The organism is Rahnella sp. CJA17(1/100) (assembly GCF_963881615.1).
Lineage (GTDB): Bacteria > Pseudomonadota > Gammaproteobacteria > Enterobacterales > Enterobacteriaceae > Rahnella > Rahnella aceris.
Map to the genome: position 1 here is coordinate 222,508 of NZ_CAWOJA010000073.1, position 25,415 is coordinate 247,922.

The window sequence follows — 25,415 nt, forward strand, 5'->3', positions numbered from 1 at the left end:
TGCGGATTTTTGTGTCGTTAAGAGATATTTGGGGGTCACTCCGTCATCGAACCAACATGACCCCAAATCTGACCACCAAATGCTCCCGATGCGGAGGGAAAACTGAAAATGCATCGGGAAGGTTTTCATGCTCACTGATTGCCTCAACGCCATACAGGCATGGGCTCCGGCGTATAAAAAGCAAAAGGCCCGCTTAAGTTTCCTTAAGCGGGCCTTTCTAATTTGGCTCCTCTGACTGGACTCGAACCAGTGACATACGGATTAACAGTCCGCCGTTCTACCGACTGAACTACAGAGGAATCGTTGGAACGGGGCGCATAATATCCAGAGGGCTGCGGAGTGTCAACGCTAAATTCGTCAAAAACGTCCGACTGCTCAGCAACTAATCAATGTCGCCATAAAAGGGTACTTTACTGCGGAAAAACGTCCGTCAAAATGGAATTTAACAATCGCAGCGCTGACCGCGAAGTTGCCTTGCCAGCGGGTCCTGTTGATAAAAACGGCTGAAATGGCCGTATACCAGCGGAAAACGTTCTGAAAGTAATTCTGGTGCACTAAAGAAATACTCTGACAGTACCGCAAAACATTCGGCCGCATCGGTCGCCGCGTAGGCGTCCATGCTGGCAGCTTCTTCGCCGACAGTGTCGATTTCATCTTGCAGATTTTGCATCGCGGCGTGTAAATCGTGTTCCCATGACACCACCTCACGCAGCGGAATAGGCGGAATACCCGTGACTTCGCCGCCGTTGCGCATATCCAGTTTATGCGCCGCTTCGTGGATGATCAGGTTAAAACCAGAATTGTCGAATGAGTCCTCGATGTCCTGCCAGTTGAGCACAATCGGGCCCTGATCCCAGCTTTGTCCGGCATGAATTTGTGAACCGGCATGCACCAGCCCGTTTTCATCCTGCCAGGGAGCATCAACCACGAACGGGGAAGGGTAGAGCAGGATTTCGTGAAAGCCATCGAGCCAGGAAGCGCCGAGTTCCATCACCGGCAGCGCAAAAAGCAGCGCGATACGCGCCTGCATCAGTTCAGTCAGCTCAACGCCTTGCAGAGGAACCAGCCTTTTTTGTTGCAGCAACTGGCTGGCGACCTGAATCAGACGCAGTTTCTCATCTTCGTTGAGGCAAGATAAAAGTGGGATATTCAGCGCGTCATTCCAGGCGTCTGATTTCTCAATTTTCAGTTCATTCGCTTTCCACGGCCACTTAATCATCATCTTGCTCGCAAAGTGATCATTCTGATTGTCAGCAGGGTTCTCCGCCAGAGTACTCCAATACAAGTAACTTCAACAAGTTAGCTTAGTTATCGGACTCATCCTGTATGGATGTTACACACCGGCAGTTTTTTAGCAAAAAGCACAGACATCTTATAAGACGCAGCTCACGTTATTAGTCTAGTCACTGAGTCACGAATGTGCCTGCAGCATGAAGAGATAGCGCCCGCCACAGGCAGCATGAAAATCAGAGCCATTTCCGGATAAAATCGGCGGGCGGTACAGGCTTTCCGAAAAAGTAACCTTGCAGGAATTCCAGCCGGTACGGGGCAAGATAATTTACCTGTGTCTGGGTTTCAATGCCTTCGGCCACGATGATCATTTGCAGACGTTTAGCCAGGTCAATCACGTTATCAACAATGTGCCCGGCCAGCGCGTCTGTACCAATCCGGCCTATGAAACTCTGGTCAATCTTCAGAATATCGATGTGGAATTTTTGCAGGTACGCCAGGCTGGAATGCCCGGTGCCAAAGTCGTCCAGCGCGATCAGCACGCCCATCTGGCGAAGTGTGTGAAACAGGCTGGAGGTGATTTCACCCGGCTCGATTAATTCACGTTCAGTCAGCTCAAGCACCAGATTGATCGGGTTCTCCCTGAAGGCATCAATAAACGCTTTGCAGTCTTCAGCCAGTGAGAGGTCTTTGAAATGGCTGGCGCAGATATTGAAACCGAAATGGAAATTTTTAGGCAACTGTGCTGCCAGCGGGCCGAACTGTTCACGTACCTGCGTCATGATGAGGCGCGTCATGGGCACAATCAGGCCGCTCTCTTCTGCCAGCGGGATAAACTGATAAGGCGGGATCAGCCCTGATTGCGGATGCTGCCAGCGCATCAGCACTTCAGCGCCAGTCACCTCATGCGTGGTGCCATCCACCACCGGCTGTAAATAAGGAATGAACTGTTTTTTCTCCAGCGCTTCTCTCAGCGCCGCCGTCGGGCTGCCGACACGACCGAGCAGACTGTAGGTCATGAAAGCGATAAATAAGCTGAGCAGCGGGAACAATATCAGGCTGACGGTGGCGTAATCAAAAACATAACCCCAGTGGTCACTGGGCCGGATCACTAAGCGAATCGCGTAGGGGTAGTTCTGAGAAGCAAGCTCCATACGTTCACCATCCGGCCAGCCTTCACCGGTGTGAATGCTGCCATTGCTGTCCATCCACTGGTCGCCTACCTGCAATACCAGATAAGCGTGAGTGCTGAGCAACGACAGGATATTGTGCAGAAAATAGCCATCCACACCAACCAGCACGCCGCTGCCGTTGACGTCATGACGATACGCAATAAGAGGATGATCGGGCGTGATGCTGTTGCCACGCATCAGCATTAACCGTCCGTCGATATATTTGTCGGTCGAGATATTGTCAGCACGCGGGCCGAATAAGGAGGCGCAGTAAATCGTATTCTGGCGGTAGAGGTTGACCGTGCGGACATTGGGCACTTTGGCTACCTGCCAGCGTAGCGCCTGCACGGTGTTGGCATCGCAGGGGACGCCAATCAGATTCTCAACGGCGCTGGTGGCAATGGCGGCATTATCCAGCGTCATATCCACCAGCCTCACCGACTGTTGCAGGTTTGCACTGGTATCACGGCGTAATCCCTGAGAAGTTTGCCACGAGATCGCCAGTATGCCGAGAGCAGCAACAACAAGGAATGCGAGTAGTGAAAGGCATATTCGGACAGAGCGTCGGGTTAACCAGTTTAGGGCCAAGGGTATCCCCCAGTGAGAGTCAGAGAGCGGCATTTTGTCCCGTTAATATACCTCATAATCCCGCTCTGCGTTGTGGAGCTTTGCGAAGAAGATTCGTTATGGCACTGATTTAAAGGTGACGTTTTGCTCAAAAATACCTATCTGAACCGATATTTCTACCCTGACAATATATAAAAATAATTTTTTAATTAAATGATGGGTTTTTTATATCATTATGTTTGTGTTTATACCCCGCCGGGGAATATGTGATATTTATTATGTTAAGAAAGATGGAATATTCCCTGTCCTTATGAATAATTATCTCAACAGGTGTCTTAAGTCAGAAATGAAAAATATCTTTGCTTCACACTGACGAAAGACCTTTATTAACGTTAAGTGATGGGTCAATCATAAGGTGTGAAATATGTCTGAGAATAACGCCATATCACAATTATCCGGAATGTTGGATAAGTGGTTTTCCTGACGGCGTAAAGTTTGTAGCATAAGGCTTTACGCCGTCGGTTCCGTGAACACCACCAGGACAACCCCATGCTTCCCCGTTTTAAACTGCTCTTTTGTGCTGCTGTTTTATCGTTCTCCTTCTCCGGCGCGTCAATGGCTGCCGATGCGCCTTCTTACGGTCCGCAATTGCAGGGATTTGATTATCCGTTCCCGCTGAAACAATTCTCTTTTAATTCCCAGGGTGCCCCGCTGCAAATGGGGTATCTGGATGTGCCGCCCACCGGGCATAAAAATGGTCAGACCGTGGTGCTGATGCATGGCAAGAATTTCTGTGCCGCGACCTGGGGTGACACTATTTCGGCGCTGGTGAGTAAAGGCTACCGGGTTATCGCGCCCGATCAGGTCGGGTTCTGTTCGTCGACCAAACCTTCGCATTACCAGTACAGTTTCCAGCAGCTGGCAACCAACACGCATGATTTGCTTAAAAGTCTGAAGATTACCAAAGCGGTGATTGTCGGGCATTCGACCGGCGGTATGCTGGCGACGCGCTACAGCCTGATGTATGCGCCGGAAGTATCGAAACTGGTGCTGGTGAACCCGATTGGTCTGGAAGACTGGAAAGCTAAGGGCGTGCCGTATCGTACCGTCGATCAGTGGTACGACCGTGAGCTGAAAACCTCGGCGGAAAGCATTAAACAGTACGAACTCAAAACCTATTACGTGAATAAGTGGAAACCGGAATACGACCGCTGGGTCGATATGCTGGCAGGGCTGAACAACGGGCCGGGGCATAAACTGGTGGCCTGGAACTCGGCACTGATATACGACATGATTTTCACGCAGCCGGTCTTTTACGAATTCAAAAACCTGCGTGTACCGACCACGCTGATGATCGGCACGGCTGACACCACAGCCATCGGCAGCGATATTGCGCCGCCTGCGGTAAAAGCAAAAATCGGTCATTACAACGTGCTGGGTAAACAGGTTGCGAAGCTTATTCCGCACGCGAAACTGATTGAGTTTAAAGGTCTGGGCCACGCACCGCAGATGGAAGAACCGGAAAGATTCAATGCGACGCTGCTGAAAACGCTGGCGCGCTGATGTTCCTGTCCCCCTGAAACGGTATTCATGAAAAAACCGCAGTCATGACTGAACTGCGGTTTTTTTATGTCTGCGGGTTAACGATTAACGCAGATTGTCCGGGAAGTTAGCCGGTAACTCGCTGGCAGCGCAGTCAATCACGGTGTCATTATCCGCACCACAATCACGCACGAAGGTAATGGTGGCGAATTCGTCGATGACTTCAGTCGGATAAGCGGGTCCGGCATCGCGGTAAGCATTCATCAATGGAATATGTTCGTTCTGGAAGCACACGGTTTTTTCCGGATTGTTCATGATCCAGCGTGGGAAGAAAATGGTGCCGTGGAACACGTTGTCGCCCAGATTCACAATCAGGCTGACATCTGTACCGGTCGGTTCTGTCCAGGAAATTTTGTACACATCAGAAGCCACACGCACGATATAGGCTTTCTGGTCTTTCACCCAGCGGTTGCCGACCAGCCCGCTATGAATGCGGTAATCCAGCGTTTCGGCATTTTTCACATAGATTTCATAATTCCAGCCGTTGTCGTAAGTGTAAACAACGTGTTTGCCGATGAAATTGCTCAGGTCATGTTTATCAAAGTTGCTCATGGTAATTCTCCTTAACGCAGTAACAGGTGAAATGTTTTGTTTCGATGAGGAGAATATTACGCGCTAAAAAATTGATAAAAAAACGCTGATTTCAGATGGAAATAATCTAAAATTCCGATGTGTTTTACCTAAAGGGAGTAAAAATATGGCACTTCCACGCACCACACTTGAGCAGTGGGTGGTATTACAAACGGTGATTGAACAAGGAAGTTACGCGCAGGCCGCAGAGGTACTGAACCGCAGTCAGTCTTCCGTCAGTTATGCCCTGAGTGGATTACAGGAACGTCTCGGTCTGCCGTTGCTGGAGATTCATGGCCGTAAAGCGACGCTGACGGAACAGGGGCGGGCGTTGCTGATGCAGGCCACGCCGCTGATTTCCGCCTTTTTGCAACTTGAGCACCGCGCCGCCGGGCTGAAAGACGGGACGCGCACCGAACTGAGCCTGGTTGTCGACAGTGTCTTTCCCAAATACCGTCTGTTTCGCGCACTCAAAAATTTTCAACAGCAGTTTCCCGATACCCGTGTTCATCTGACAGAAATTCTGCGCGGCGAAAGCCTTAAGCAATTAAATGAACGATCAGCGGATTTATACATCACCACGCTGGCACCGGAAAATGCGATACAGGGGCGCTTCCTGCTTGACGTGGATTTTGTGCCGGTGGCCAAAAGCGATCATCCGCTGATGAGCCTCACCGTTCCGCTGACTGCGCAGGATCTGGCGCGTTTTCCGCTGATTAGCGTGGCCGACCGGCACGCGCCGCGTGCAGAAAATGTGTCATCCGGCCCTGTTGCCAGCTGGACATTCACCACTGTCGGGGCCGCGATGGAAGCCATTGCGGTGGGCGTGGGGTACGGCTGGCTGCCGCTGGAAAGTGTGGAAAAAGCGCTGGAGAGCGGTTTACTCCGACGACTGGAATTATCAGCCAGAACGGTGCGGCAAACGGCTTTGTATATGGTGATGGATAATGAATCTGAGCGGTTTGATAAAACGGTCAGCACGCTGGCAAAAAGCATTCTGACGGAGTGCGGTTTGCTGCCATAACGTTCTGGCAGCAAACCGCTTCAACAGGGACGTGATTACCTTTGTGATGTACGGCAGCCCGCCAGAATATCCAGTTGCGGATCACGTTCCGAGGTTTGCACGTCCATCGCGCTCAGCACGGTGTGGAACAGGTTATCCTGCGAAACGTCTTTGTTCACGGCATACGATTTCAGGCATTGCAGATCAATTCCCTGCGCTTTCACATAACCGCTGGATAACCAGAACAGCATCGGCACGTGTGTCTGTTGCGCCGGTGCCACGCTGTAAGGCGTGCCGTGCAAATACAGGCCATTTTCACCCAGCGATTCGCCATGGTCAGAAAGATAAATCACGGCCACGTTGTACTTATCCTGATACTGCTTCGCCTTCTCAATCACCTGCGACACCGTGTAATCCGTGTAAAGCAGGGTATTATCGTAGGTATTCACCAGTTGTTCCTGAGAACAGTTTTCAATATCGCTGCGCGGGCAGTCAGGTATAAACTTACGGAATTCCTGCGGATAGCGTTTGTAGTAGGTCGGGCCGTGGCTGCCGATCAGATGTAAGCCAATCAGCGTATTTTTGCCGTCAGGTTTGATGTCGTCATCGATATTCTGCATCAGCGCCATGTCGTAGCAGGTATCGCCATCACAGTATTTACCGTCTTTTTTTGTATCGATGGTGATATTCGGCACGCGGTCGCACACGCCTTTACAGCCTTCATCATTGTCTTTCCAGAACACTGAAACACCGGCTTTATGCAGGATATCCAGCAAGCCTTCACTGTTACGGGCGCGGTTGGCGTCGTAGCGGGTGCGCTTCATATTCGAGAACATGCACGGCACAGAAATCGCCGTTGCCGTGCCGCATGACGTCATTTTATTAAAGAACACCACGTCAGGAATAGCCTGTGTGTACTGATTAGTCGGTTTGGCGTACCCCTCAGATGACTGATTTTGCGCCCGCGCGGTTTCCCCAATCACCAGGAACACCAGATTTGGTTTCTGCCCCGGTTGCTGCACCAGTTTTGCATCGTTGCCAATAGTCTGGAACGGCATTTTCGGCGTGAAGTAACGGTGATTGATGTACTGGAACGCGCTGTAGAGGTAGTTTGTCGGCACAATTTCCAGATTCAGGGTGCGGTTGTTACGGCCCACAGAGGCGTAATCTTTGTAAAAAATCCCGGCAATGGAGGCAACCACCAGCAATGAAATCATCATCGACACCAGACGGACACCGAGACGGCGTAACGGCGTTTTTTCATAGCTGACCGGTGTCAGGAAAAGCAAAATAGCGGGCAAAACGCCGGTGAAGACAAACCACAGTATCACTTTCAGATTCAGGTAAGACGACGCTTCAGCCGATTGCGTCTCGAGAATATTTTCGATCATGCCGCGATCAAATACGACCTGGAAGGTCATCATCGCAAAACTGGCGAGGGCACTGACCGGCAGCACGATAATAAAGAATGGCTTAAGCAATGGGCGAAAGCTGAAAGGGGTGAACACAAAGTTCAGTGCGGCAAACAGCGCAACCGGAATGCTCAGGGCAAAAGCCAGGTTGTACGCGGGCAGTGCCTGTAAGATGCGATAAAAATGCAGCAAAATCGGCAGATTAACGATAAAGGTAAAATACAGGGTCAGCAGTAAAGTCAGCGTAAAGTAGCTAATCTTCGGGAATATAGAGCGCAATGAAAACTCCCAACAGGATGGTGGTAGCAGCGTTGATGTGAGGGAAACATAACGATAGAAACGAATATCCAATAGAATATTCATCAAATCTTAAGAAAGCCTTAATCTACCTGTCATAAAATTTTCGTTATGCAGCGTTTCCGAAAAGGTTCAGAAAATAAAAAAAATATAAGAGACCGCCTTTTCGATCCTGAAGCCTTATGCTGTGCGGTGTAGCGATGCGGATGTTCAAGAAACACTCCCCCTTGTTTAAACCTCTCTGAGTGCGTTTCCCTCCGCTCATTTTGATCTTTCCCTGATTATGCCTGTCCGGTTTAATTCACCACTGACTGCCTGCCGGCTGTCAGAAGGATGTTCGTGTTGATTTCATCTTCGGCCACAATTGCGGCCAGCAGTATCATAGAGCCAGGTGTCATTATCGGCCCGCGAGTGGTTATCGGGCCTTTCTGCTTTATTTCCGCCGGTGTGCAAATCGGCGAAGGAACACACATTTCTTCTCATGTCGTTATCAACGGCAATACCAAAATTGGCACGGATAACCAGATTGGCATGGGTTCATCCATTGGCGAGATCAGCCAGGATTTGAAATACGCCGGAGAACCCACCGGGCTGGAAATCGGCAATGGAAACCGCATTGGCCGCCACGTGACACTGCATCGCGGCACCGTGCAGGGCGGTGGTATGACCCGGATCGGGCACCTGAATGTGTTTGAAGGGGGCGTGCATGTCGGCCATGACTGTCAGATAGGAAATGCCACGTTTATCGGCGAACACAGTGCTCTGGCGGGGCATGTTTCATTGGGCAGTGATGCCCGGATTGATGCCCTGAGCGCGGTGCATCAGTTTTGTATTATTGGCATGGGCGTCCATCTCCTTGCTAATACCTGTGTGGTGCAGGACGTGCCGCCTTTTGTGATAGCGGGGGGAAATCGCGCGGTGCCGAAAGGGATAAACGAGCAGGCAACGGAATTTTGCCGGGCCGGCAAAGCGCAGCAAAATGTCATCCGCTATCTGTACGATTTGCTTTATCACCAGCCGGAATCGGTGGAACGGGTGAAGGGGGAGATTGAGCAGCTCAGCGCGGAATATCCGTTACTGTGCCACTTCAATGCATTTTTCCTCGATTCAGCGCGCGGGATTATTCGCTAACGATTTCACGGTAACCCTGCGGCTGAACAGAGGAAGAGGGCTGTCAGGCTTCGAGTGCTAACAGGGCAAAGGTCGCCAGCCAGTGTTCGCCCATGTAGGTGCTGTCGAGATGGTTCAGCGCGCTGTGCAGATGGGCTTCTGCCGTCTGGCGCAGCAAGGCCGCACGCGGATCGCCCGCTGGCAGCGCAGAGGCCAGCGAACGCTGACACCAGGCGCGGCTGAGATTCAGTCCGTCCAGATGGCCAATTTTACCGTCACTGCGGTCAGTGACCGTGGCGGGGGTGAAAAGCGTGGCAGGCTGACTGTGAGCCAGATCCGGCAGGAAACGGCCAAACCAGGTCACAAATGCTTCGCCCGGCAGAACGCGCCGCATCAGTTCAGCCTCCATCAGGGAGGGTGACAGGAATTCATCACCGCCCGGTTCCCACGCCTGACAATGCACATCTTCCAGATGCCAGCGCAGCGCCGTTTCTTCGATCAGTTCTGCCAGTTTGTGATGCTTAACGCAGCGCGCATAATCGAGCGTTAATGCCAGCGCAAACGCGGTGTTGAAATGGCTGCCGACCCGCAGGGGATAGGTGGCTTTGGGCAAAAACTCACTAAAACTCTTTTCGAAGAACCGGCTCATCGGCGCCAGCGTTTTTACCCATTCAGCAGCCTGCGGCAATGCCATCCCATGCAATTGCTGGCTCAGCGCCAGAAACCACGCCCAGCCATACGGTCTTTCAAATCCGGCATGTTGCGGTTGTTGCAGATAGGCCATTTCACCGGCGACGTTTTCTGGCGTGAAATGCTGGCCGATCACCGCAATGATTTTTTCAGCTTCCGGTAATTGCGGAAAACGATCCAGCAGGCGCAGCAATAACCAGTATCCGTGCACGCAGGAATGCCAGTCATAGCTGCCGTAAAAGACCGGATGTAACTGGCGTGGCGTTTGCGCATCTGCCGCGCTGCTCATGGCATGCATGAGTTTGTTCGGGAATTCACGGGTTAAATGATTCAGCGCCAGTGAGGCAAAACGGGACGCCATCTCTGGCGTCAGGGCGGTACTTTGTTGCGTCGTCATCGTCTTTCCTTATCAGAAACGGAACACAAAGAAATACATAAACGCGGTATTCACCAGCAACAGCAATACACCGGTTTTCCACTGCGCTTTAATCACGCCATTCTTGTCCTGCAATTCGAGCAAGGCCGCAGGCACGATATTGAAATTGGCCGCCATCGGCGTCATTAAGGTGCCGCAGAAACCGGACAACATGCCGATCGCGCCCATAATCGCCGGATTTCCACCCAACTGGTTGACGATGAGTGGCAGCCCGATCCCCGCGGTCATCACCGGGAAGGCGGCAAAACCATTTCCCATGATCATGGTGAAAAGTGCCATGCCGAAGGTATAGGCAATCACAATCGCCAGCGGTGAGCCGAGCGGAATGATGTTTTTGACCAGTTCAGATACCACGCCACCGACCCCCGCCAGCGCAAACAGCGCGCCGAGTGCGGCCAGCATCTGCGGCAGAATAGCCGCCCAGCCGACGGTGTCCATCGTCTGTCCGCCCGCTTTCACGGCTTTGACCGGCGAATCACGCAGCATAATCAGCGCCACAATAAAGGCCACCAGCGTACCGAGTACCAGCGAAATCAGCGTCACGTTTTTGGCTTCTACCAGCGGCGTGTATTTCAGCGTCAGGGTGCCGATCAGGGTCACAATCGGGATCAGCAGGGCGGGAATAAACAGTCTGTTGCCAAAACGTTTGGCGCCCGCTTCGCGTTTTTCGACCTGTCCGGGCTGCTCACTGTCTGATTTGCCTTTACCCAGTTTCCCGCTACCGGCGATGACCGCCAGTAAAATCGCCATACAGCCGGTCACGAAGTGCGGCAATTCAGCGCCAAACAGGAAAGTGACACCGTAAATGCCCCAGAACAGCGCGTTGACATAACGGCGGGAATGGCTTTTATCGCGCACGTTGAAGAACGCATAGGCGCAGAACATCAGGCCCGCAAGAATATAAACAGTCTGCAAAGTGATCATTTCGCTGCACTCCCGTGATGAACGTCGAAGCGTTTAGCCAGCGAGCGGTCAAGCAGCCATAACCGTATAAAGTGGATAATCAGCGCAGCAATGGCGGTAGGGATCGCCCAGACAGACAGATGCAGCGGTTCAACGTTAATGCCGTACTGTTCCAGAAAACCTTTGATCAGCAGGATAGATTGCACGGCAATGAAAATGTCTTCACCGAAGAACACCGCCACGTTATCGGCGGCTGCCGCGTGAGCACGGATTTTCTGTCGCACATCATTAGGCAAATCGCCGTATTTGGTGGTGGCCGCAGCTTCAGCCATCGGCGCTATCAGCGGGCGAACCATCTGTGCATGACCGCCCAGCGAGTTAAGCCCCAGTGCGGCGGTCATCTGACGCAGGAAGAAGTACAGCATCAGCACACGGCCGGTAGTGGCGGCATGCACTTTGGAAATCAGATGACGGGCCTGTTCTTTCAGGCCGCTGCGCTCGAGGATCGCGATCACCGGCAGTGTCAGCCAGATCAATCCCATATAGCGGTTATCGGTGAACGCTTTGCCGAAGGCGCTGATGATATCGATAGTATGCATGCCGCCCGCCAGACCGGTAGAAATACCGGCCACGGTCACCACTAATAAAGGATTAAACCGCAGTGCAAAACCCAGCACGACGATCGGAATACCAATTAAAACCCACATATTTTGTCCCTCAATAATGTTGTGTTTGTTTTATATTTTTAATGGATCTGAACAGCGCTATACGCGGGTAATAACTGCGTGTTATTACTTAGAATTAATGCGTATATAAAAAGCGTGAGGCGGAAAGTAACAAGCGTTAACGGTGAACGCAAGATGCAAAGGCAGGGGAGGTCATAGGAAATTATTCTATGAATCTGATGTTTAGCATTCTGACAAAATAAATAACTGGTCTGGAAATTATGACTGGCGTATCTGACAGGGCGCGGGCGAAATAACAGAATAAATAACCCGGCCTGATGGACGGGTATAACAAAAAGAGAGGGGCTGAGGCGGGGTTATTCGCCGTCTTCGTCGCCGTAATATTTCACACCGAGTTTGATTAAGTCCCGCCCCTGCGATTTACGGTGTAAGTTGCTGTCGCGCAGGGAATAAACGCAGCCGCAATATTCCTGCTGGTAAAAGCGTTCGCGTTTGCTGATTTCAACCATGCGCGCAGAGCCGCCTTTTTTACGCCAGTTATAATCCCAGTAAACCATGCCCGGATAAGGCGCCGCAGCGCGTTCGCCACTGCCGGTAATTTGCTTCATGTCTTTCCAGCGGGAAATCCCCAGACAACTGGTGATGGCGCTGAAACCATGTTCAAAGGCGTATAACGCCGTACGTTCAAAACGCATGTCAAAACACATGGTGCAGCGCACGCCGCGCTCAGGTTCATTTTCCATGCCCTTCGCCCGCGCAAACCAATTATCGGTGTCGTAATCTGCATCAATAAAAGGAATGCCATGCTGTCCGGCAAATCGCATGTTTTCTTCTTTGCGCAGAAGATATTCTTTCTGCGGGTGAATATTCGGGTTGTAGAAGAAAATTGTATAGTCGATCCCCGATGCCTGAATGGCTTCCATCACTTCGCCCGAGCAGGGTGCGCAGCAGGAATGCAGTAATAATTTATCGTGCCCTGCAGGCAGGCTCAGTTTATCGCGGATTAATTCAGACATACTTTTCTCCAGACTCTCAGATTTTCTTTACGACTTTTTCAGGGGGATAATAAAAGAACCTCCCCGCCAGTCAAAATTTTCTTAACTGTTTAACTTACCGGAGGATTGTGCGCCGGCGTTCAGTGCTATGATGTGACCACGTCAGGGCGAAGCCCGGTGAACAGAGATTTAAGGATACAGGCAATGCAGATTATGAGATCGAATCAAATTCGCTGGCTCAGTGTGTTGATTGTGATGGGCGGGCTGTTACTGATTCTTCCTCTTCATTTACTGGCATGTTTTATTGCCGGTTTTTTAGTGTTTGAACTCATCAATGCGCTTACCCCGTACTTTCAAAAAATCATCAGTGGCGAACGTGCCCGCTGGGTGGTGGTGGCCATTATCGCGACCCTGGTGATCAGTTGTCTGACGCTGGCGATTGCGGGCATTGCGGATTTTCTGATGGAGGATATGCGTAATCCGGTGGCGTTTAACGCCATGGTCTCGCATCTGCTGACAGACGCACAAAGCCGTTTATCGCCGGTATTACTGCATTATTTACCGGCGAATATTGAAGAGTTGCAGCGCAGTTTCCTGCAATGGCTGCGTGAACATATCGTGATGATTCAGGCCGTTGGCAAGAATGCTGCCCACGTTTTCCTGACCATGATCATCGGTATGATCCTCGGCGCGATTATCTCGCTTCAGCAGCCGCGCAAAGGTGAACTGCACGCCCCGCTGAAAAAAGAGCTGTTGCAGCGGATGCATTTGCTGGGCGAAGCCTTCCGTAACGTGGTCTTTGCGCAGTTCCAGATTTCCCTGATCAATACCGTGCTGTCAGGTATTTTCCTGTTTGGCATTTTACCGCTGTTCGGCATTCATCTGCCGCTGGCAAAAACGCTGGTTGTCGTGACCTTCGTCTGCGGGTTGCTGCCGGTTATTGGTAATCTGATTTCGAATACGCTGATTTTCATCGTCGGCCTGTCGCTGTCGCTGTGGGTCGGCGCGCTGGTGCTGGCGTATCTGATCATCATCCACAAAGTGGAATACTTCCTGAATGCCCGCATTGTTGGCAGCCGCATCAAGGCGAAATCCTGGGAGGTTTTACTGGCGATGCTGATCTTCGAGGCGGCGTTTGGCATACCCGGCGTAGTCGCTGCACCTATCTATTACGCTTATCTGAAAAGCGAACTGAAAGAAGCGGGTCTGATTTAATCCTTTCTTAAAACGTGGCGCTTTGCGGGCAAAGTGCCACTGTTTAGTCTCTGCACAATCCCGCCTGAAAATCCTGAAATAAACAGATTCAGGCAAGTAATGGCGAGGATCGTTATATCAGTGAGTCATCTTAAAGCGTCATAATTTTGCGGTGCCTGCCTTTTCTGCGGGCATGAAGTATTCCGTAATCCAATCAGGAGATAAAAATGACGCTTAACGTTCGTGGTTTCGCTGCACTTTCAGCGGATGCGCCTCTTGCGCCTCATAATTTTGTTCGCCGTGACCCGCGTGATACCGACGTTGTGATCGACATTCTGTACTGCGGTGTTTGCCACTCTGACATCCACCAGGCGCGTAATGAATGGCATCAAAGCATTTATCCGATGGTTCCGGGGCATGAAATTATCGGACGCGTGAAACAGGTTGGCGCGAAAGTCTCTGGCTTCAAAGTGGGCGACACCGTCGGTGTCGGTTGTATGGTCGATTCTTGTCAGCATTGTGAATCCTGCGCGGAAAGCCTGGAACAGTACTGTGAAGAAGGCGCTACCATGACCTATAACAGCCATGATCGTCATGACAATATGATGACCTACGGCGGTTATTCCGAACAAATCGTGGTTTCAGAAAAATTCGTTCTGCGTGTTTCTGAAAAACTGGACATCAAATCTGCTGCACCGCTGCTGTGTGCCGGTATCACCACGTATTCTCCGCTGAAACACTGGAAAATCGGGAAAGGTCACAAAGTGGCTGTGGTGGGCCTGGGCGGTCTGGGTCACATGGGTCTGAAATTTGCCAAAGCACTGGGCGCAGACGTGACGCTGTTCACCCGTTCCAAAGGTAAAGAGCAGGAGGCTTACCGTCTGGGCGCGGACCACGTGGTGCTGTCTACTGATGAAAAACAAATGGCCGCTGTAAAAAGCCACTTCGATTTCATCCTGGACACCGTGCCCAATCCACATGATCTGAACCCGTATCTGGACACGCTCAAACGTGACGGTACCCATATTCTGGTCGGCCTTATTGAGCCAATCGAACCTGCGCTGCACAGCGGCAAACTGGTTATGGGCCGCAAAACCGTTGCCGGTTCTCTGATCGGTGGTATCGCTGAAACCCAGGAAATGCTGGATTTCTGTGCTGAGCATGACATTTCCTGTGATGTGGAAATGATTGACATGCAGGACATCAACGGCGCGTACGAACGCATGCTGAAAAGCGACGTGAAATACCGCTTTGTTGTTGATATGGCGTCATTGAAAAACGCCTGAAAGGCCGTATTGCGCTGCGTTGATTAAATAAGCAGCTAAATAGCGATCTGATGCGCCTGTCCGGCTTACGACTCTCTGTGTAGAAGAACCCGCTAGGGCGGGCGCATTGTGGCGAAATTTACTCTTTACACGTTTCTGTGACTTCTCGGCTTGAAAGCGCGGTGGTATCCTGCTGCCTTTCGCCGGGCGAAGGAAAACCAGTGGCTAAGAGTTTTGACGAACTCATCAGAGACATGGATCTGATGATTGAACATGTGGACAGGCTGAAAAACTTGCCACCACGGGTTGCTCAACCAGCGGCCTCTGACAAACCTGCGTACGATTCTTTCGGTGAGATTTTCGCGCTGAAAGCCGTCATGCGGGCTTTTATCTCTTCAGTCGACACTATTGTTAAAGTGCAGATTGCCAAGAAAGTTGAACAGGATATCGGCCATCTGGAGAATACCGTGCGGTCGATTGGCGGCGGCAGTGCAGACGCAGACGACGTCGCGCAAATCACGGCATATGTTCGTCACGCGGTGTCTGAATTAATGGATTAATTCTCCGTGCCGTCAGTCAACGCCGGTCGCACAGTGTATTTCACCAATACCTTGTGCGACCGGCGTTTTTTTTGGACTTTTTGTCCGCAGGCGAGGGCGATGAAAAGCGTCTATTCTTGCCATAATTCCTTTTTGCTGGTGCCGGTTATGTCTCAGGATTACCGCTTTTTTGCGTCAGCCCGACGCCGCTGTTATGCCCTTTTATTTGAACACCGCACCCGCAGCGGCCGCCGGATGGAAATATTCTGGATCCTGGCGTCACTGCTCAGCGTTCTGCTGCTGTTTATCGAATCCAGTGCATATGACTTGTTTCCGGCGACACCTAATATCATCCCGTTGTTCGGCCTGGTCGAAATGGGGTTTACCGCGCTTTTTACGGTGGAATACGTCTTACGGGTGGTCTGTTCGCCCCGCAAAACCCGTTATCCGGTGAGTTTTTTCGGCATCATCGATCTCTGCACCATTCTGCCCATGTACATCCTGTGGATGCTGCCTTCCTTCGCGGGGGCGGGGGATCTGGAGATCCTCATCCGCCTGCTGAGAATTTTACGTGTGCTGCGGGTACTGAAATTATTGCGCTACATGAGCGACGCCGGGGTTTTATGGCGCAGCCTGATGCGTGCGAAACGTAAGCTCTGCATCTTCTTTGGCTTTGTCGCCATTATTCTTTGTCTTTTCGGCGGGCTGATGTTTGCTGCCGAAGGCGGCAACGGCGGATTTACGTCGCTGGGCGCGTCTGTTTACTGGGCCGTGGTGACGCTGACGACGGTCGGATACGGGGACATTACACCGCATACTGCACTGGGAAGAATGCTTGCGTCGGTGCTGATCCTGCTGGGGTATTCGATCATTGCCGTGCCGACCGGAATTTTAACGGCTTATATGTCGCAGGAATTGGAAAAAGGGCGTGCTGCCCGTTCTTGTCAGACTTGTCTGCATTCTGGCCATGAAATAGATGCAAAATTTTGCGCACATTGCGGAGCGGTCTTAGCGGCCGATAAACCACAACCTGTTGAAAAATAGCCTGATAACTGTACATCTATTGAACTGTTCGGTACAAAATTAGACTAATTTCGCGCTTTACCGCAGCATTGCATTAAAAAGAGTTGCTATTAAAGGGCAGTCATGAGTAAATACATACCGGCCTGTGGTACAGACCTATTTATGCACGACATCCTGAGTAAAGTTGTTCCAATTTAAAGCGTTATCCATGATAACCCTGCTCTGACGAATTTCCTTCTTAGTGCCTCCATAAGTAACGACTGAAATCCGGCTATAACATGCCCATGGTGGCGAAATTTATTTTTAAAAGGTAATTCTTATGTCAATGATGAAAGGTCAGGTTAAGTGGTTTAACGAGTCTAAAGGCTTTGGCTTCATCACTCCTGCTGACGGCAGCAAAGATGTGTTCGTACACTTCTCCGCTATCCAGGATCAAGGTTTCAAGACCCTGGCTGAAGGCCAGAACGTACAGTTCACTATCGAGAACGGTGCTAAAGGTCCGTCTGCGGCTAACGTTACCGCTATCTAATCTTGCTTTACCGCTGTTTCAGCGATAAAAGTACAGATGACAAAAACCCGCATGCGCGGGTTTTTTTACGTCTGTTGTTTGTCATTAACCGCTTATCAGTTAACCGTATCGTTGATACGCCGTTTGTCATTTCTGCGAGCGTCTGCTGTTTTATCCGGCGGTCTCTGGCAAAAAGATAAAAAAAAGCCCGCATAACGGCGGGCAAAATATTTCTTATGACATTCATTATGTACTTCCTCGGGGGGTAAGCACACCGCCAGTATAGAGAAAATGAAAGTCAGGATTCTTGCTTCAATTCGTTAAGAAAATGAAAAGAGTCCCGCAGGGGTATTTTACCGTTTCGCATTATCTTTCCTTTCATGCCATGCCTTTGTGCGGTGGTCTGTACTACAATAATCATAATTGAAAACCATGGGATAACCTGATGAAAGTTAATGATCTTGTGACAGTGAAAACCGACGGCGGGCCGCGCCGCGAAGGTAAAGTATTAGCCGTAGAGGAGTTTTACGAAGGCGTCATGTATCTGGTTTCGCTGGAGGAATATCCGGCGGGCATCTGGTTCTTCAATGAAGGCGACACCAAAGACGGCACGTTTGTCGAACCACGTGAAGGTTCTGAATAACGTTACGCTACATCCGTTACGAATAAAAAAATACCGGGGCAGAAGATTTGCCACCGGTATTTTTTTACTTATTGCCCGTCAGGAATAACGCTGACGCGACGATCAGAACGTTTCCCAGTTCGGCTCATCGTTCACCCCTTTTGACGAACGGGAAGCCGGGCCGGGCAGGGCGCGGGATGATGCAGGGGACTGTGGCTGCGCACTGCGTGTGCTGCCATCCAGACGGAACACCGCGACAGCCTGTGTCAGGCGCGCGGCCTGTTCTTCCAGTGACGCGGCCGCCGCTGAGGCTTCCTGCACCAGTGAGGCGTTTTGCTGCGTGACACCATCCATTTCCGACACCGCCTGGCTGACCTGACTGATCCCACGACTTTGTTCATCCGATGCGGAAGCGATTTCACCCATGATGTCCGTCACATGGCTGACCGCAGTGACAATTTCTGACATCGTGTCACCTGCATCGCCCACCAGAATGCTGCCTTCGCCGACGTAATCGACGGATTCTTCAATCAGCGCTTCGATTTCTTTCGCTGCCTGTGCACTTCGTTGTGCCAGGCTGCGCACTTCGCTGGCCACCACCGCAAATCCACGCCCCTGTTCACCGGCGCGTGCCGCTTCCACGGCGGCATTGAGCGCCAGAATGTTTGTCTGGAAAGCGATACTGTTGATCACATTGGTGATTTCAGCAATTTTGGTCGAACTGCGGGAAATCTTATCCATGGTACTGACAACCTCCGCCACAATATTCCCGCCTTTTTGCGCTTTATTGGAGGCGTCGGCGGCCAGTTTGCTGGCGTGGTGGGCGTTTTCGGAGTTCTGTTTCACCGTCGCCGTCAGCTGTTCCATGCTGGCAGCCGTTTCTTCCAGTGCCGCCGCCTGTTGTTCGGTTCGCGATGATAAATCGGTATTGCCCGAAGCAATTTCTGTCGACCCCTGATAAATAGACACCGCGCCTTCACGTACGGTCAGCACCGTTGACGCCAGCGAGCGTTGCATTTGATCTACGTTGTTGCTCAGTACGCCGATTTCATTCCGACCATGTGCCCGGGTGGGCTGCGTCAGATCTCCCTCGGCAATTTTCTGAATGCGCATCACCATCCGGTTCAGCGGATGAATAATCACTTTGCGCATGACCAGATAAGTGATGAAGGTCAGGACCAGCGCCAGCAGGAAACCGCCGCCCATCAGGGTATAACCGAGCACGGCATTGCGCTGCGCTTTATCATTGATGGTGTTAGCGGTTTGGGTGCGATAGGCAATCGCCGCCAGCAGCGGGACGTTATTGGCGAGGTCCAGGCCACGTACTGTTTCTGCTTCCTGAGAAATCACTTCTTCGAAATGTGCCTGTTTGGCCGATTCCAGCATCGGCGCCATGCCCTGAGTCAGATAGGCGTCGTAGGCTTTTTTCAGCGGTTCATCGAGCGCCCGATCTTTATCGGTTTTATTTGGCCGGTTGATATACGAATCAAACGAGGTTTGTGACTGTTTAATGCGGCTGGCAGCGTCCTTCAGGTTTTGGCTAAACACATCCTGATCGCCAATACGCGCGGCTGCAGCGGCCTGAATCAACAGCAAACGTGCGGTACGCAGATGGTTTGAACTGTTGGAAAGCGCCAGACGGATTTGCAGCTCCTGGGTGGCGTTTGCCAGCGCGGCATTACTTTGCTTCAGAAAGAAACCGGAGGTGCCGATGGACACAGCAAAAAGGAAAAGGATCCCGGTAAGAATCAGGCTAATCAGGGTAACAAGGCGAATATTGCTGATAAAGGAGGTTCTGGTCGTTAACTGTGTAGGAGTATCCATTTTATTTTGTTCCGCTCAATTGATCCTGTATACCGCCTGTTCCGGGCGGTCAGTGACAGCGATAAAGGCATTGCCAGCGGGCAAGTCCGGCCTTGACGAAAAAAACGCCATAGGGTGTCATCGGCATTCCGGCGCAGGGATTCAGTTTATATTTGTGGCGGAGATCTCATTTTCAGAGATTAACGACGATTTCTACAGGCCACACCGTTGCGTAGCCTGTAGCAGGAGGCCGAAAGAGAGGGGCGGGGGGTTAATTGACGTAGATGCCGTTGGTAAGCTGATCACATAAACGGACGACGTGATAAATAATATGTTTATTCGGTGATTTTATTTTCCTTTTAATATTTCCCTTATAGGAAGACACCGTTTTGGTTTTAATTTGTAATTTATCGGATATTTCAATGGTGCCGTTGCCGGACATCCACATCTTGAGCATCGCTGATTCAGAACGGCTGAGCATCACAGGCCGGGTATCGAGCATTCCGCTGCTGGCAGGATCCTGCGACTGCGGCAATAACGGATGATTGATTAACTGCTTAAGGGTATCGGCCTTAATGGATTTCGACGTGATAATCACGTTCTTACGCACGAAAATATACTCTTCGAAATGAATACGTGTACGGGACATAAAAATAAAAAACAGCGTATCAGGGTATTCGGTGATCAGTTCTCCCAGACGCTCTTTATTACCTGAATGAGGCGATATGCAATCCTCGTTAATAAAAACAAGGGAAGGATTCAGTTTGCTGCAACCATTGAGAAGCTGCTCAAAATGGCTGACGTAACTGATGTCTTGTTCACTGGCGAGAAATTGTTGCAATCCGAGACGCGTATACCGGCATGGATCCAAGATTATCGTTTGCATAGTAAGTCCCCATAGGACATCCCTGTTCTGCATAATGATTGGATTCTTTGGTGTCAGCACAAAAGGCACAAACTGCATGCTGACTCTACTTTTTGCATGAAATCTGTCCGGTTGGAAGTGATTTTTTTACCCCGTAAGAGGTAGGAAGGGGTTTGGTAAATTTGGTTTATGTCACAATTTATTTTGTGACTGAACAAAAAAATGACTCGAATTAAGACTATTCTTAATGGATGTAAGGACATAGAAGAAAAGCTAATTGATTATGATGTTACAGTAACACTCTGGAAGACATAACAATATGCTGATAACCCTGCGTATGCTTAAAAACAATTCACGAATGAAAATGGCAGGAAAAGCGGACGCAGTGCGTAAACACTGCGTCACAGAGATTACCAGTAGGACTGCCAGCATTGCGTCACGCGTGTCAGCGCTTCGACATAAAAATAGTCCCCCCAGCTGCAACACTCATCTACGCCTTTACCGCTCGCCATGTGATAGACAGAATGCTTAAGCAAACCGTCACAATCCTCCTGATCACCGGTAAGATAATTCTCAGTCAGTGAGTCCATCATGCGCAGCGCCATTTCTTCATAGCACGCACGTTTATCATCGGTGGCTGGCAGCGCGGTGGCCAGACTCAGCAGGCCGCAGACCGCAATAGCCGCAGCCGAACTGTCGCGAACGGCATCGGTGCCGAGCAGTGCCAGATCCCAGTGGCAGACATCGTCTTCCGGTAAGCGGTTAAGGAAATAATGCGCAAGACGCCGTGACAGCTCAACCTGATCTGCATCGCCGGTATAACGATAGCTGAGCAGAAAACCGTAGATGCCCCAGGCCTGACCCCGTGACCAGCAGGAGTCATCAGCATATCCCTGATGCGTATTACCAAAACGCGGCTCGCCGGTCACGGTATCCATGTAATACGTGTGATAGGTCGAGGCGTCCGGGCGGACAATATATTTCGCCGCCTGTTCTGCATGGGCGCGGGCAGCCTCGGCGAAGCGCGGTTCACCGGTTTGCTCACTCGCCCAGTACAATAAAGGCAGATTCATATTGCAGTCGATAATCATGCGGCCAGCCTGTTCCGGGTCATTTAAATCGCCCCACGCCTGAATGATTTTCGCCTGGGTATTAAAACGTTCCATCAGCGCTTCAGCTGCGAGGAGTGCAAAACCGCGCGCCTGCCGGTTGCCGGTCAGTTTATACGCGCTGACGCATGAGAGGCTGTAGAGAAAACCGAGGTCATGCGTCGCGGTATCAATGCGGTTGGCGATACGGTTACCAAACGACGTGACCTGTTTTTCTGCCGCCAGCCGGTAACGGTCATCGCCGGTCATTTCCCATGCCAGCCATAGCTGACCGGTCCAGAAACTGGTGGTCCACTCCACATTCTCTGTCAGCGGGTAATGGCCGTTTTCGCAGGTTTCCGCCGGGAACTTATTGCCGAACTTCTCCAGATTGCGGGAAATTTTGCTGAGCACCGTCTGGCGCGCGCGCTGCATTTTTTGTGCAAAGGCGATCTTATCCAGCTGATTCAGTTCCACGGGTAACAACGTCTCTTTCGCGATGGTGATAGTCATACCTTCTCCCTTTCCATTCCAATAGTTTCAACTTCAACCTGTTCAGCCGGTACGGGTGTGCCTGAGCGCAGGCTGTGGCAGGCCGATAACGTGAAGGCGGAAATCAGCGTAAAGCACAGTGCGATACCGCCCATAATCAGATAAGTGTGTTCAAAACCGATGCGGTCGTAGAAGTAACCAGCAGGAGGGGCGACCACAATCGAGCCAACATAAATCATGGCCTGATAGCCCAGCAGATACATGGTGGCGTTGACGCGTTTGCTGAAATGCTCGGCGATGTACTTGAATACCGACACCAGCAGCAGCGCGATTTCCAGCCCGTAGAACGGCTTGATAATAGAAATCAGCAGCGGATCGTTGGTCAGCCCGGAGGCAATCAGGCGTAATCCCACCAGTGCACCGACCAGCAGCAGGCTTTTCTTGGCGCCGAAATAATTCACCAGGAAAGGGATCACCATCATCATCAGGAATTCGAGGCCGGACTGCACGGTGCTCAGATAACCGTACCAGGCGTTGCCTTGCTCTTTAGTGTCGAAGAAGGTGACGAAATAACGTGAAAATTGCTGTTCGGCGACAAACATCATCCACGCCACTCCGGCGACATAGAGCGAGAACATCCAGAACTTGCGGTTTTTGAGCAGTAAAATCACATCGCTGAACACGATCTTTTGTTGTGAAATCACGTCGTTATCTTTGAGTTCTTCATCACCGATTTTCAGCGACAACAGCACCGCCAGCATGACCAGCGAGGTGGCGCTGCTCAGCCCGAAGTTCCAGGCCGGGGAGAGATTAAACAGCACGCCGGAGAACGACGCGGCCAGCGCCCAGCCCAGCGAACCCCACATGCGGACCTGCCCGAACTCCATGTGATACAGGCGGCTGAAGCGGTCGGCGTAAGATTCGGATGCTGCGACACCGGCGTACCAGCCGAGGCTCAGATACAGCGCACCGACGATAATCCCGAGCATCAGATGGCTGTCCAGCAGGGGCTGATAAACGAAAATAAAGAACGGTGCCATCAGGGCAGAAACCAGCACGACAAAGTACAGCAGAGATTTGCTCATGCCGATTTTGTCCATGATATAGCCGTAAACCGGCTTCATGATCACCGCGAACACGCCGTTAACGGCAAACACGGTACCGATACTGACACTGTCGAGGCCGGCTTTTTGCCCCAGCCACAAGGCATATAGCCCGAAGCTTGAAGACCAGGTGAAGAAATACAGGAATATAAAGCTGCTCATTTTGTAGTAAGCCGTTTTACTGGCTGTTTTTATGGCTTTCATAGTGACTCCTGAAACGGATCCTGAGGATTAACCTAACGTGATGTGCCCGCTGTTACCCTGATATTGCCAGCGCAATTGTTGCCCCTGACGACTGACTTCCGGCCCGGCCAGCGCGTTGATATCACGGGTAGCAGACGCACATACGGCGCATATCAGCCAGTGAGAACCGGCAGGCAGTGACGATTTCAGCACCGGAATGGCGGCGGTTTCGGCGAACATAATGCTGCTGTTGGGCGGGGTGATAACGGCGGAGGCTTCGCGTGGTTCGCTTTCTTCAAGTGCGACAATCCGGCTGACGCCGTTGCGTGCCGTGACTGTCACACCACGTTTTTCTGCCGACAGCTGTGTTTGCGTTGAAGGCTCCTGCATTACCGCAAAACCGCCTTCGGCTGTCTCCAGCGGACGCTGATTCTCGATGTGATGAACCCGCAGATGCCAGTCACCGCAGGGGATCAGCCAGGTACGCACGGCAACGTCGTGCCACGGCAGCCAGCGGGAGTAAATCATCTCGCCGGTGATCCGGGTCTCTTCACAGTCCCGGCGTCCGCGAAAATAACCGTCGCCTTCAGAGAACATCAGCATCGAATCGCAACCGGCGTGGTTCAGCCCGTAACGTCCGCGATCTAAGGTGAAACCGAACTGACTGGAATAGGCGAATTTGGTGTATTTGGCTTCGGTATTCACAAAGTTATTCAGCTCAAGCTGCCCGGATGTCAGCATCACCACATGCTGGCCTTCGGCATCGCGGGTCAGGATCTGGTTAGCATGAGGAATACAGTGCGCGGCGGGCAGTACCGGAAGCGGCGCTTCTTCTGCCTGCCAGAAGGCATCGTCCGGCGGCAGTGCCAGCACCAGGAACAGTTTGCATGCCCAGTAAGGTGAACCCGGCGCGTTATAGTCTTCAGCCATCACCAGATTCGGTGTGTGGTAACCAATGCTGAGCACGCCGTCGCGGTCGAAAATCGGCTCTTTTAGCCAGTGACGCAAATGACGCAAAATCAGCCCCTTGATAATACCCGGGCTGAACACCTCCAGTTTGCTGTACGCCGCCGCACTCCAGAACGCCGCTTCGGCAAAACGATAAGCCAGGCTACGTCCGAAAGGCACCGCCGCGCCGCCTGCTGAAAACATCGTAATGAAATCCTGTGCGAAACGTTGTGCGCGTTCACGTAACATGGCCGCACGCGGCGCATCCACATCGGCCATATTCTGTGCATACAGCAGCCCGTAATAATGAAACGCCATCGAAATGTAGTAATCACGCGGCCTGCCGGGACCGTCGGAATACCAGCCATCGCCCAGATAATATTCTTCCATCAGCGCAAATCGGGCCGCCACGGCTTCCTGATCCCAGGGTAATCCGGAGACTTTAAAACCCATCTGCACCATGACCGGGAAGAAATTCCAGTTATTATTCGGGATGGTGGCATCGCGTCCCTGATTCAGCCAGTCAGCCAGATTCTGTTGCTCCTGCGCGCTGAAATGCTGCAACAATTGCTTGTTCAGCAGCGTCAGCCCGACGCCAAACGCGGCCATTTCTACGCAGCGCTGATCAAAATCACGGATTTTTCCCCAGTATTGCGGATGCTGCGGATCGGTGCCGAAACGAATGGCATTCAGATAAAAAGGCAAATCTTCACATTCACCGCCACCCGCCAGCAGCGGGAATATTCCCCACAACATGCGTGACAGTGCTTCCATTTTGGCAATCTCTTTGCCGTAATGGGTGGTGGAATTGCCCAGACTGATTCCGCTTTTGCCTTCTTCCGTATAAGGCGACACCGCCGCGAGCAATTCTTTCAGCAGATGCTGCACATCATCGCGGGTCTGTAACGGATTATTGATGTTCACTTTTTTCGGCGTCATAAAAACTCTCCCGGTGATGTGAGGGAAGCAGAAAATAAGGGTTTATTAATTTGAAATATTATTTCAATTCTTTGTGCTGCGAGTGAAATATAGAGAACTGAAAATCGCTGATTGTTACGTGCTTCACAGAATGGCGTGATTTTTGAAATTGTGATTATCAAACCACGATT

General features: G+C 51.4%; 22 protein-coding genes and 1 tRNA gene. 9 read left to right on the forward strand and 14 right to left on the reverse strand.

The window, feature by feature from the left end; genetic code table 11:
- Window positions 1–223: 223 nt before the first annotated feature.
- From AACU55_RS23195 to AACU55_RS23205, 3 genes are all read right to left on the reverse strand, one after another.
- Window positions 224–299, reverse strand: a tRNA-Asn gene (locus AACU55_RS23195).
- A 143-nt stretch (window positions 300–442) separates the two neighbouring features.
- Window positions 443–1,219: a DgsA anti-repressor MtfA gene (mtfA, locus tag AACU55_RS23200; RefSeq protein WP_013575231.1), complete on the reverse strand. Its 777-nt coding sequence runs from the start codon at window positions 1,217–1,219 to the stop codon at window positions 443–445.
- A 247-nt stretch (window positions 1,220–1,466) separates the two neighbouring features.
- Window positions 1,467–2,990: an EAL domain-containing protein gene (locus AACU55_RS23205; protein WP_112151862.1), complete on the reverse strand. Its 1,524-nt coding sequence runs from the start codon at window positions 2,988–2,990 to the stop codon at window positions 1,467–1,469.
- A gap of 528 nt (window positions 2,991–3,518) precedes the next feature.
- On the opposite strand from AACU55_RS23205, the gene AACU55_RS23210 reads away from it, so the two are divergent.
- Complete coding sequence (locus tag AACU55_RS23210) at window positions 3,519–4,532, forward strand: alpha/beta fold hydrolase (protein ID WP_013575233.1); 1,014 nt, start codon at window positions 3,519–3,521, stop codon at window positions 4,530–4,532.
- 84 nt (window positions 4,533–4,616) lie between these two features.
- Here the strand turns inward: AACU55_RS23210 and AACU55_RS23215 are convergent, their stop codons facing one another.
- Window positions 4,617–5,123, reverse strand: a complete 507-nt coding sequence (locus AACU55_RS23215) for a phenolic acid decarboxylase (RefSeq protein ID WP_013575234.1) — start codon at window positions 5,121–5,123, stop codon at window positions 4,617–4,619.
- 145 nt (window positions 5,124–5,268) lie between these two features.
- Here AACU55_RS23215 and AACU55_RS23220 point away from each other — a divergent pair, with 145 nt between their 5' ends.
- Complete coding sequence (locus AACU55_RS23220; RefSeq protein ID WP_112197703.1) at window positions 5,269–6,165, forward strand: LysR family transcriptional regulator; 897 nt, start codon at window positions 5,269–5,271, stop codon at window positions 6,163–6,165.
- A gap of 35 nt (window positions 6,166–6,200) precedes the next feature.
- On the opposite strand, the gene AACU55_RS23225 is transcribed toward AACU55_RS23220, so the two are convergent.
- Window positions 6,201–7,835, reverse strand: coding sequence for a phosphoethanolamine transferase (locus AACU55_RS23225; protein WP_134706212.1), 1,635 nt, complete (start codon window positions 7,833–7,835; stop codon window positions 6,201–6,203).
- A gap of 360 nt (window positions 7,836–8,195) precedes the next feature.
- On the opposite strand from AACU55_RS23225, the gene lpxA reads away from it, so the two are divergent.
- Complete coding sequence (lpxA, locus tag AACU55_RS23230) at window positions 8,196–8,984, forward strand: acyl-ACP--UDP-N-acetylglucosamine O-acyltransferase (protein WP_037034919.1); 789 nt, start codon at window positions 8,196–8,198, stop codon at window positions 8,982–8,984.
- Window positions 8,985–9,027: 43 nt separating this feature from the next.
- Here lpxA and AACU55_RS23235 read toward each other — a convergent pair whose 3' ends face one another.
- The 4 genes from AACU55_RS23235 to AACU55_RS23250 form a co-directional block, all read right to left on the reverse strand.
- Window positions 9,028–10,050: a DUF2891 domain-containing protein gene (locus AACU55_RS23235; protein WP_134706213.1), complete on the reverse strand. Its 1,023-nt coding sequence runs from the start codon at window positions 10,048–10,050 to the stop codon at window positions 9,028–9,030.
- Between the two features lie 12 nt (window positions 10,051–10,062).
- Complete coding sequence (locus tag AACU55_RS23240) at window positions 10,063–11,013, reverse strand: DUF979 domain-containing protein (protein ID WP_037034764.1); 951 nt, start codon at window positions 11,011–11,013, stop codon at window positions 10,063–10,065.
- Window positions 11,010–11,699 (reverse strand): DUF969 domain-containing protein, encoded by a 690-nt coding sequence (locus tag AACU55_RS23245; protein ID WP_013575240.1) that lies wholly within the window; start codon window positions 11,697–11,699, stop codon window positions 11,010–11,012. The genes AACU55_RS23240 and AACU55_RS23245 overlap by 4 nt, the downstream gene beginning before the upstream one ends.
- A 335-nt stretch (window positions 11,700–12,034) precedes the next feature.
- Window positions 12,035–12,694, reverse strand: coding sequence for an epoxyqueuosine reductase QueH (locus tag AACU55_RS23250; RefSeq protein WP_134706214.1), 660 nt, complete (start codon window positions 12,692–12,694; stop codon window positions 12,035–12,037).
- Between the two features lie 183 nt (window positions 12,695–12,877).
- Between AACU55_RS23250 and AACU55_RS23255 the strand changes: the two genes are divergently transcribed.
- The 6 genes from AACU55_RS23255 (at window position 12,878) to dsrB (ending at window position 17,845) form a co-directional block, all read left to right on the forward strand.
- On the forward strand, window positions 12,878–13,888 hold the full coding sequence (locus tag AACU55_RS23255; protein WP_037034761.1) for an AI-2E family transporter: 1,011 nt from the start codon (window positions 12,878–12,880) through the stop codon (window positions 13,886–13,888).
- Between the two features lie 206 nt (window positions 13,889–14,094).
- Window positions 14,095–15,153: an NAD(P)-dependent alcohol dehydrogenase gene (locus AACU55_RS23260; RefSeq protein WP_013575243.1), complete on the forward strand. Its 1,059-nt coding sequence runs from the start codon at window positions 14,095–14,097 to the stop codon at window positions 15,151–15,153.
- A 200-nt stretch (window positions 15,154–15,353) separates the two neighbouring features.
- A complete protein-coding gene (locus AACU55_RS23265; RefSeq protein WP_013575244.1) occupies window positions 15,354–15,692 on the forward strand; it encodes a hypothetical protein in 339 nt (112 codons plus the stop codon).
- Window positions 15,693–15,791: 99 nt separating this feature from the next.
- A complete protein-coding gene (locus tag AACU55_RS23270; RefSeq protein ID WP_134706215.1) occupies window positions 15,792–16,715 on the forward strand; it encodes a potassium channel family protein in 924 nt (307 codons plus the stop codon).
- Window positions 16,716–17,013: 298 nt separating this feature from the next.
- Entirely contained in the window at window positions 17,014–17,223 is a 210-nt protein-coding gene (gene cspE, locus AACU55_RS23275) for a transcription antiterminator/RNA stability regulator CspE (RefSeq protein WP_013575246.1), read from the forward strand.
- Window positions 17,224–17,647: 424 nt separating this feature from the next.
- Window positions 17,648–17,845 (forward strand): protein DsrB, encoded by a 198-nt coding sequence (gene dsrB, locus AACU55_RS23280; protein ID WP_013575248.1) that lies wholly within the window; start codon window positions 17,648–17,650, stop codon window positions 17,843–17,845.
- A gap of 102 nt (window positions 17,846–17,947) precedes the next feature.
- On the opposite strand, the gene AACU55_RS23285 is transcribed toward dsrB, so the two are convergent.
- From AACU55_RS23285 to AACU55_RS23305, 5 genes are all read right to left on the reverse strand, one after another.
- Window positions 17,948–19,648 (reverse strand): methyl-accepting chemotaxis protein, encoded by a 1,701-nt coding sequence (locus AACU55_RS23285; protein ID WP_134706216.1) that lies wholly within the window; start codon window positions 19,646–19,648, stop codon window positions 17,948–17,950.
- Window positions 19,649–19,898: 250 nt separating this feature from the next.
- On the reverse strand, window positions 19,899–20,513 hold the full coding sequence (rcsA, locus tag AACU55_RS23290) for a transcriptional regulator RcsA (protein WP_015689856.1): 615 nt from the start codon (window positions 20,511–20,513) through the stop codon (window positions 19,899–19,901).
- Between the two features lie 389 nt (window positions 20,514–20,902).
- Window positions 20,903–22,093, reverse strand: coding sequence for a glycoside hydrolase family 88 protein (locus AACU55_RS23295; protein ID WP_112151873.1), 1,191 nt, complete (start codon window positions 22,091–22,093; stop codon window positions 20,903–20,905).
- Window positions 22,090–23,379, reverse strand: coding sequence for an oligosaccharide MFS transporter (locus AACU55_RS23300; protein ID WP_013575252.1), 1,290 nt, complete (start codon window positions 23,377–23,379; stop codon window positions 22,090–22,092). Before AACU55_RS23300 ends, AACU55_RS23295 begins: the two co-directional genes overlap by 4 nt.
- 27 nt (window positions 23,380–23,406) lie before the next feature.
- A complete protein-coding gene (locus AACU55_RS23305) occupies window positions 23,407–25,245 on the reverse strand; it encodes a DUF2264 domain-containing protein (protein ID WP_134706217.1) in 1,839 nt (612 codons plus the stop codon).
- Between the last annotated feature and the right edge of the window lie 170 nt (window positions 25,246–25,415).

Coding starts and splice junctions, on each gene's coding strand:
- AACU55_RS23295 (WP_112151873.1), bottom strand. CDS start 22,093: ATGACTATCACCATCGCGAAAGAGACGTTGTTACCCGTGGAACTGAAT.
- dsrB (WP_013575248.1), top strand. CDS start 17,648: ATGAAAGTTAATGATCTTGTGACAGTGAAAACCGACGGCGGGCCGCGC.
- mtfA (WP_013575231.1), bottom strand. CDS start 1,219: ATGATTAAGTGGCCGTGGAAAGCGAATGAACTGAAAATTGAGAAATCA.
- AACU55_RS23215 (WP_013575234.1), bottom strand. CDS start 5,123: ATGAGCAACTTTGATAAACATGACCTGAGCAATTTCATCGGCAAACAC.
- AACU55_RS23220 (WP_112197703.1), top strand. CDS start 5,269: ATGGCACTTCCACGCACCACACTTGAGCAGTGGGTGGTATTACAAACG.
- AACU55_RS23305 (WP_134706217.1), bottom strand. CDS start 25,245: ATGACGCCGAAAAAAGTGAACATCAATAATCCGTTACAGACCCGCGAT.
- cspE (WP_013575246.1), top strand. CDS start 17,014: ATGTCAATGATGAAAGGTCAGGTTAAGTGGTTTAACGAGTCTAAAGGC.
- AACU55_RS23270 (WP_134706215.1), top strand. CDS start 15,792: ATGAAAAGCGTCTATTCTTGCCATAATTCCTTTTTGCTGGTGCCGGTT.
- rcsA (WP_015689856.1), bottom strand. CDS start 20,513: ATGCAAACGATAATCTTGGATCCATGCCGGTATACGCGTCTCGGATTG.
- AACU55_RS23235 (WP_134706213.1), bottom strand. CDS start 10,050: ATGACGACGCAACAAAGTACCGCCCTGACGCCAGAGATGGCGTCCCGT.
- AACU55_RS23240 (WP_037034764.1), bottom strand. CDS start 11,013: ATGATCACTTTGCAGACTGTTTATATTCTTGCGGGCCTGATGTTCTGC.
- AACU55_RS23285 (WP_134706216.1), bottom strand. CDS start 19,648: ATGGATACTCCTACACAGTTAACGACCAGAACCTCCTTTATCAGCAAT.
- AACU55_RS23210 (WP_013575233.1), top strand. CDS start 3,519: ATGCTTCCCCGTTTTAAACTGCTCTTTTGTGCTGCTGTTTTATCGTTC.
- AACU55_RS23250 (WP_134706214.1), bottom strand. CDS start 12,694: ATGTCTGAATTAATCCGCGATAAACTGAGCCTGCCTGCAGGGCACGAT.
- AACU55_RS23300 (WP_013575252.1), bottom strand. CDS start 23,379: ATGAAAGCCATAAAAACAGCCAGTAAAACGGCTTACTACAAAATGAGC.
- AACU55_RS23245 (WP_013575240.1), bottom strand. CDS start 11,699: ATGTGGGTTTTAATTGGTATTCCGATCGTCGTGCTGGGTTTTGCACTG.
- AACU55_RS23255 (WP_037034761.1), top strand. CDS start 12,878: ATGCAGATTATGAGATCGAATCAAATTCGCTGGCTCAGTGTGTTGATT.
- AACU55_RS23260 (WP_013575243.1), top strand. CDS start 14,095: ATGACGCTTAACGTTCGTGGTTTCGCTGCACTTTCAGCGGATGCGCCT.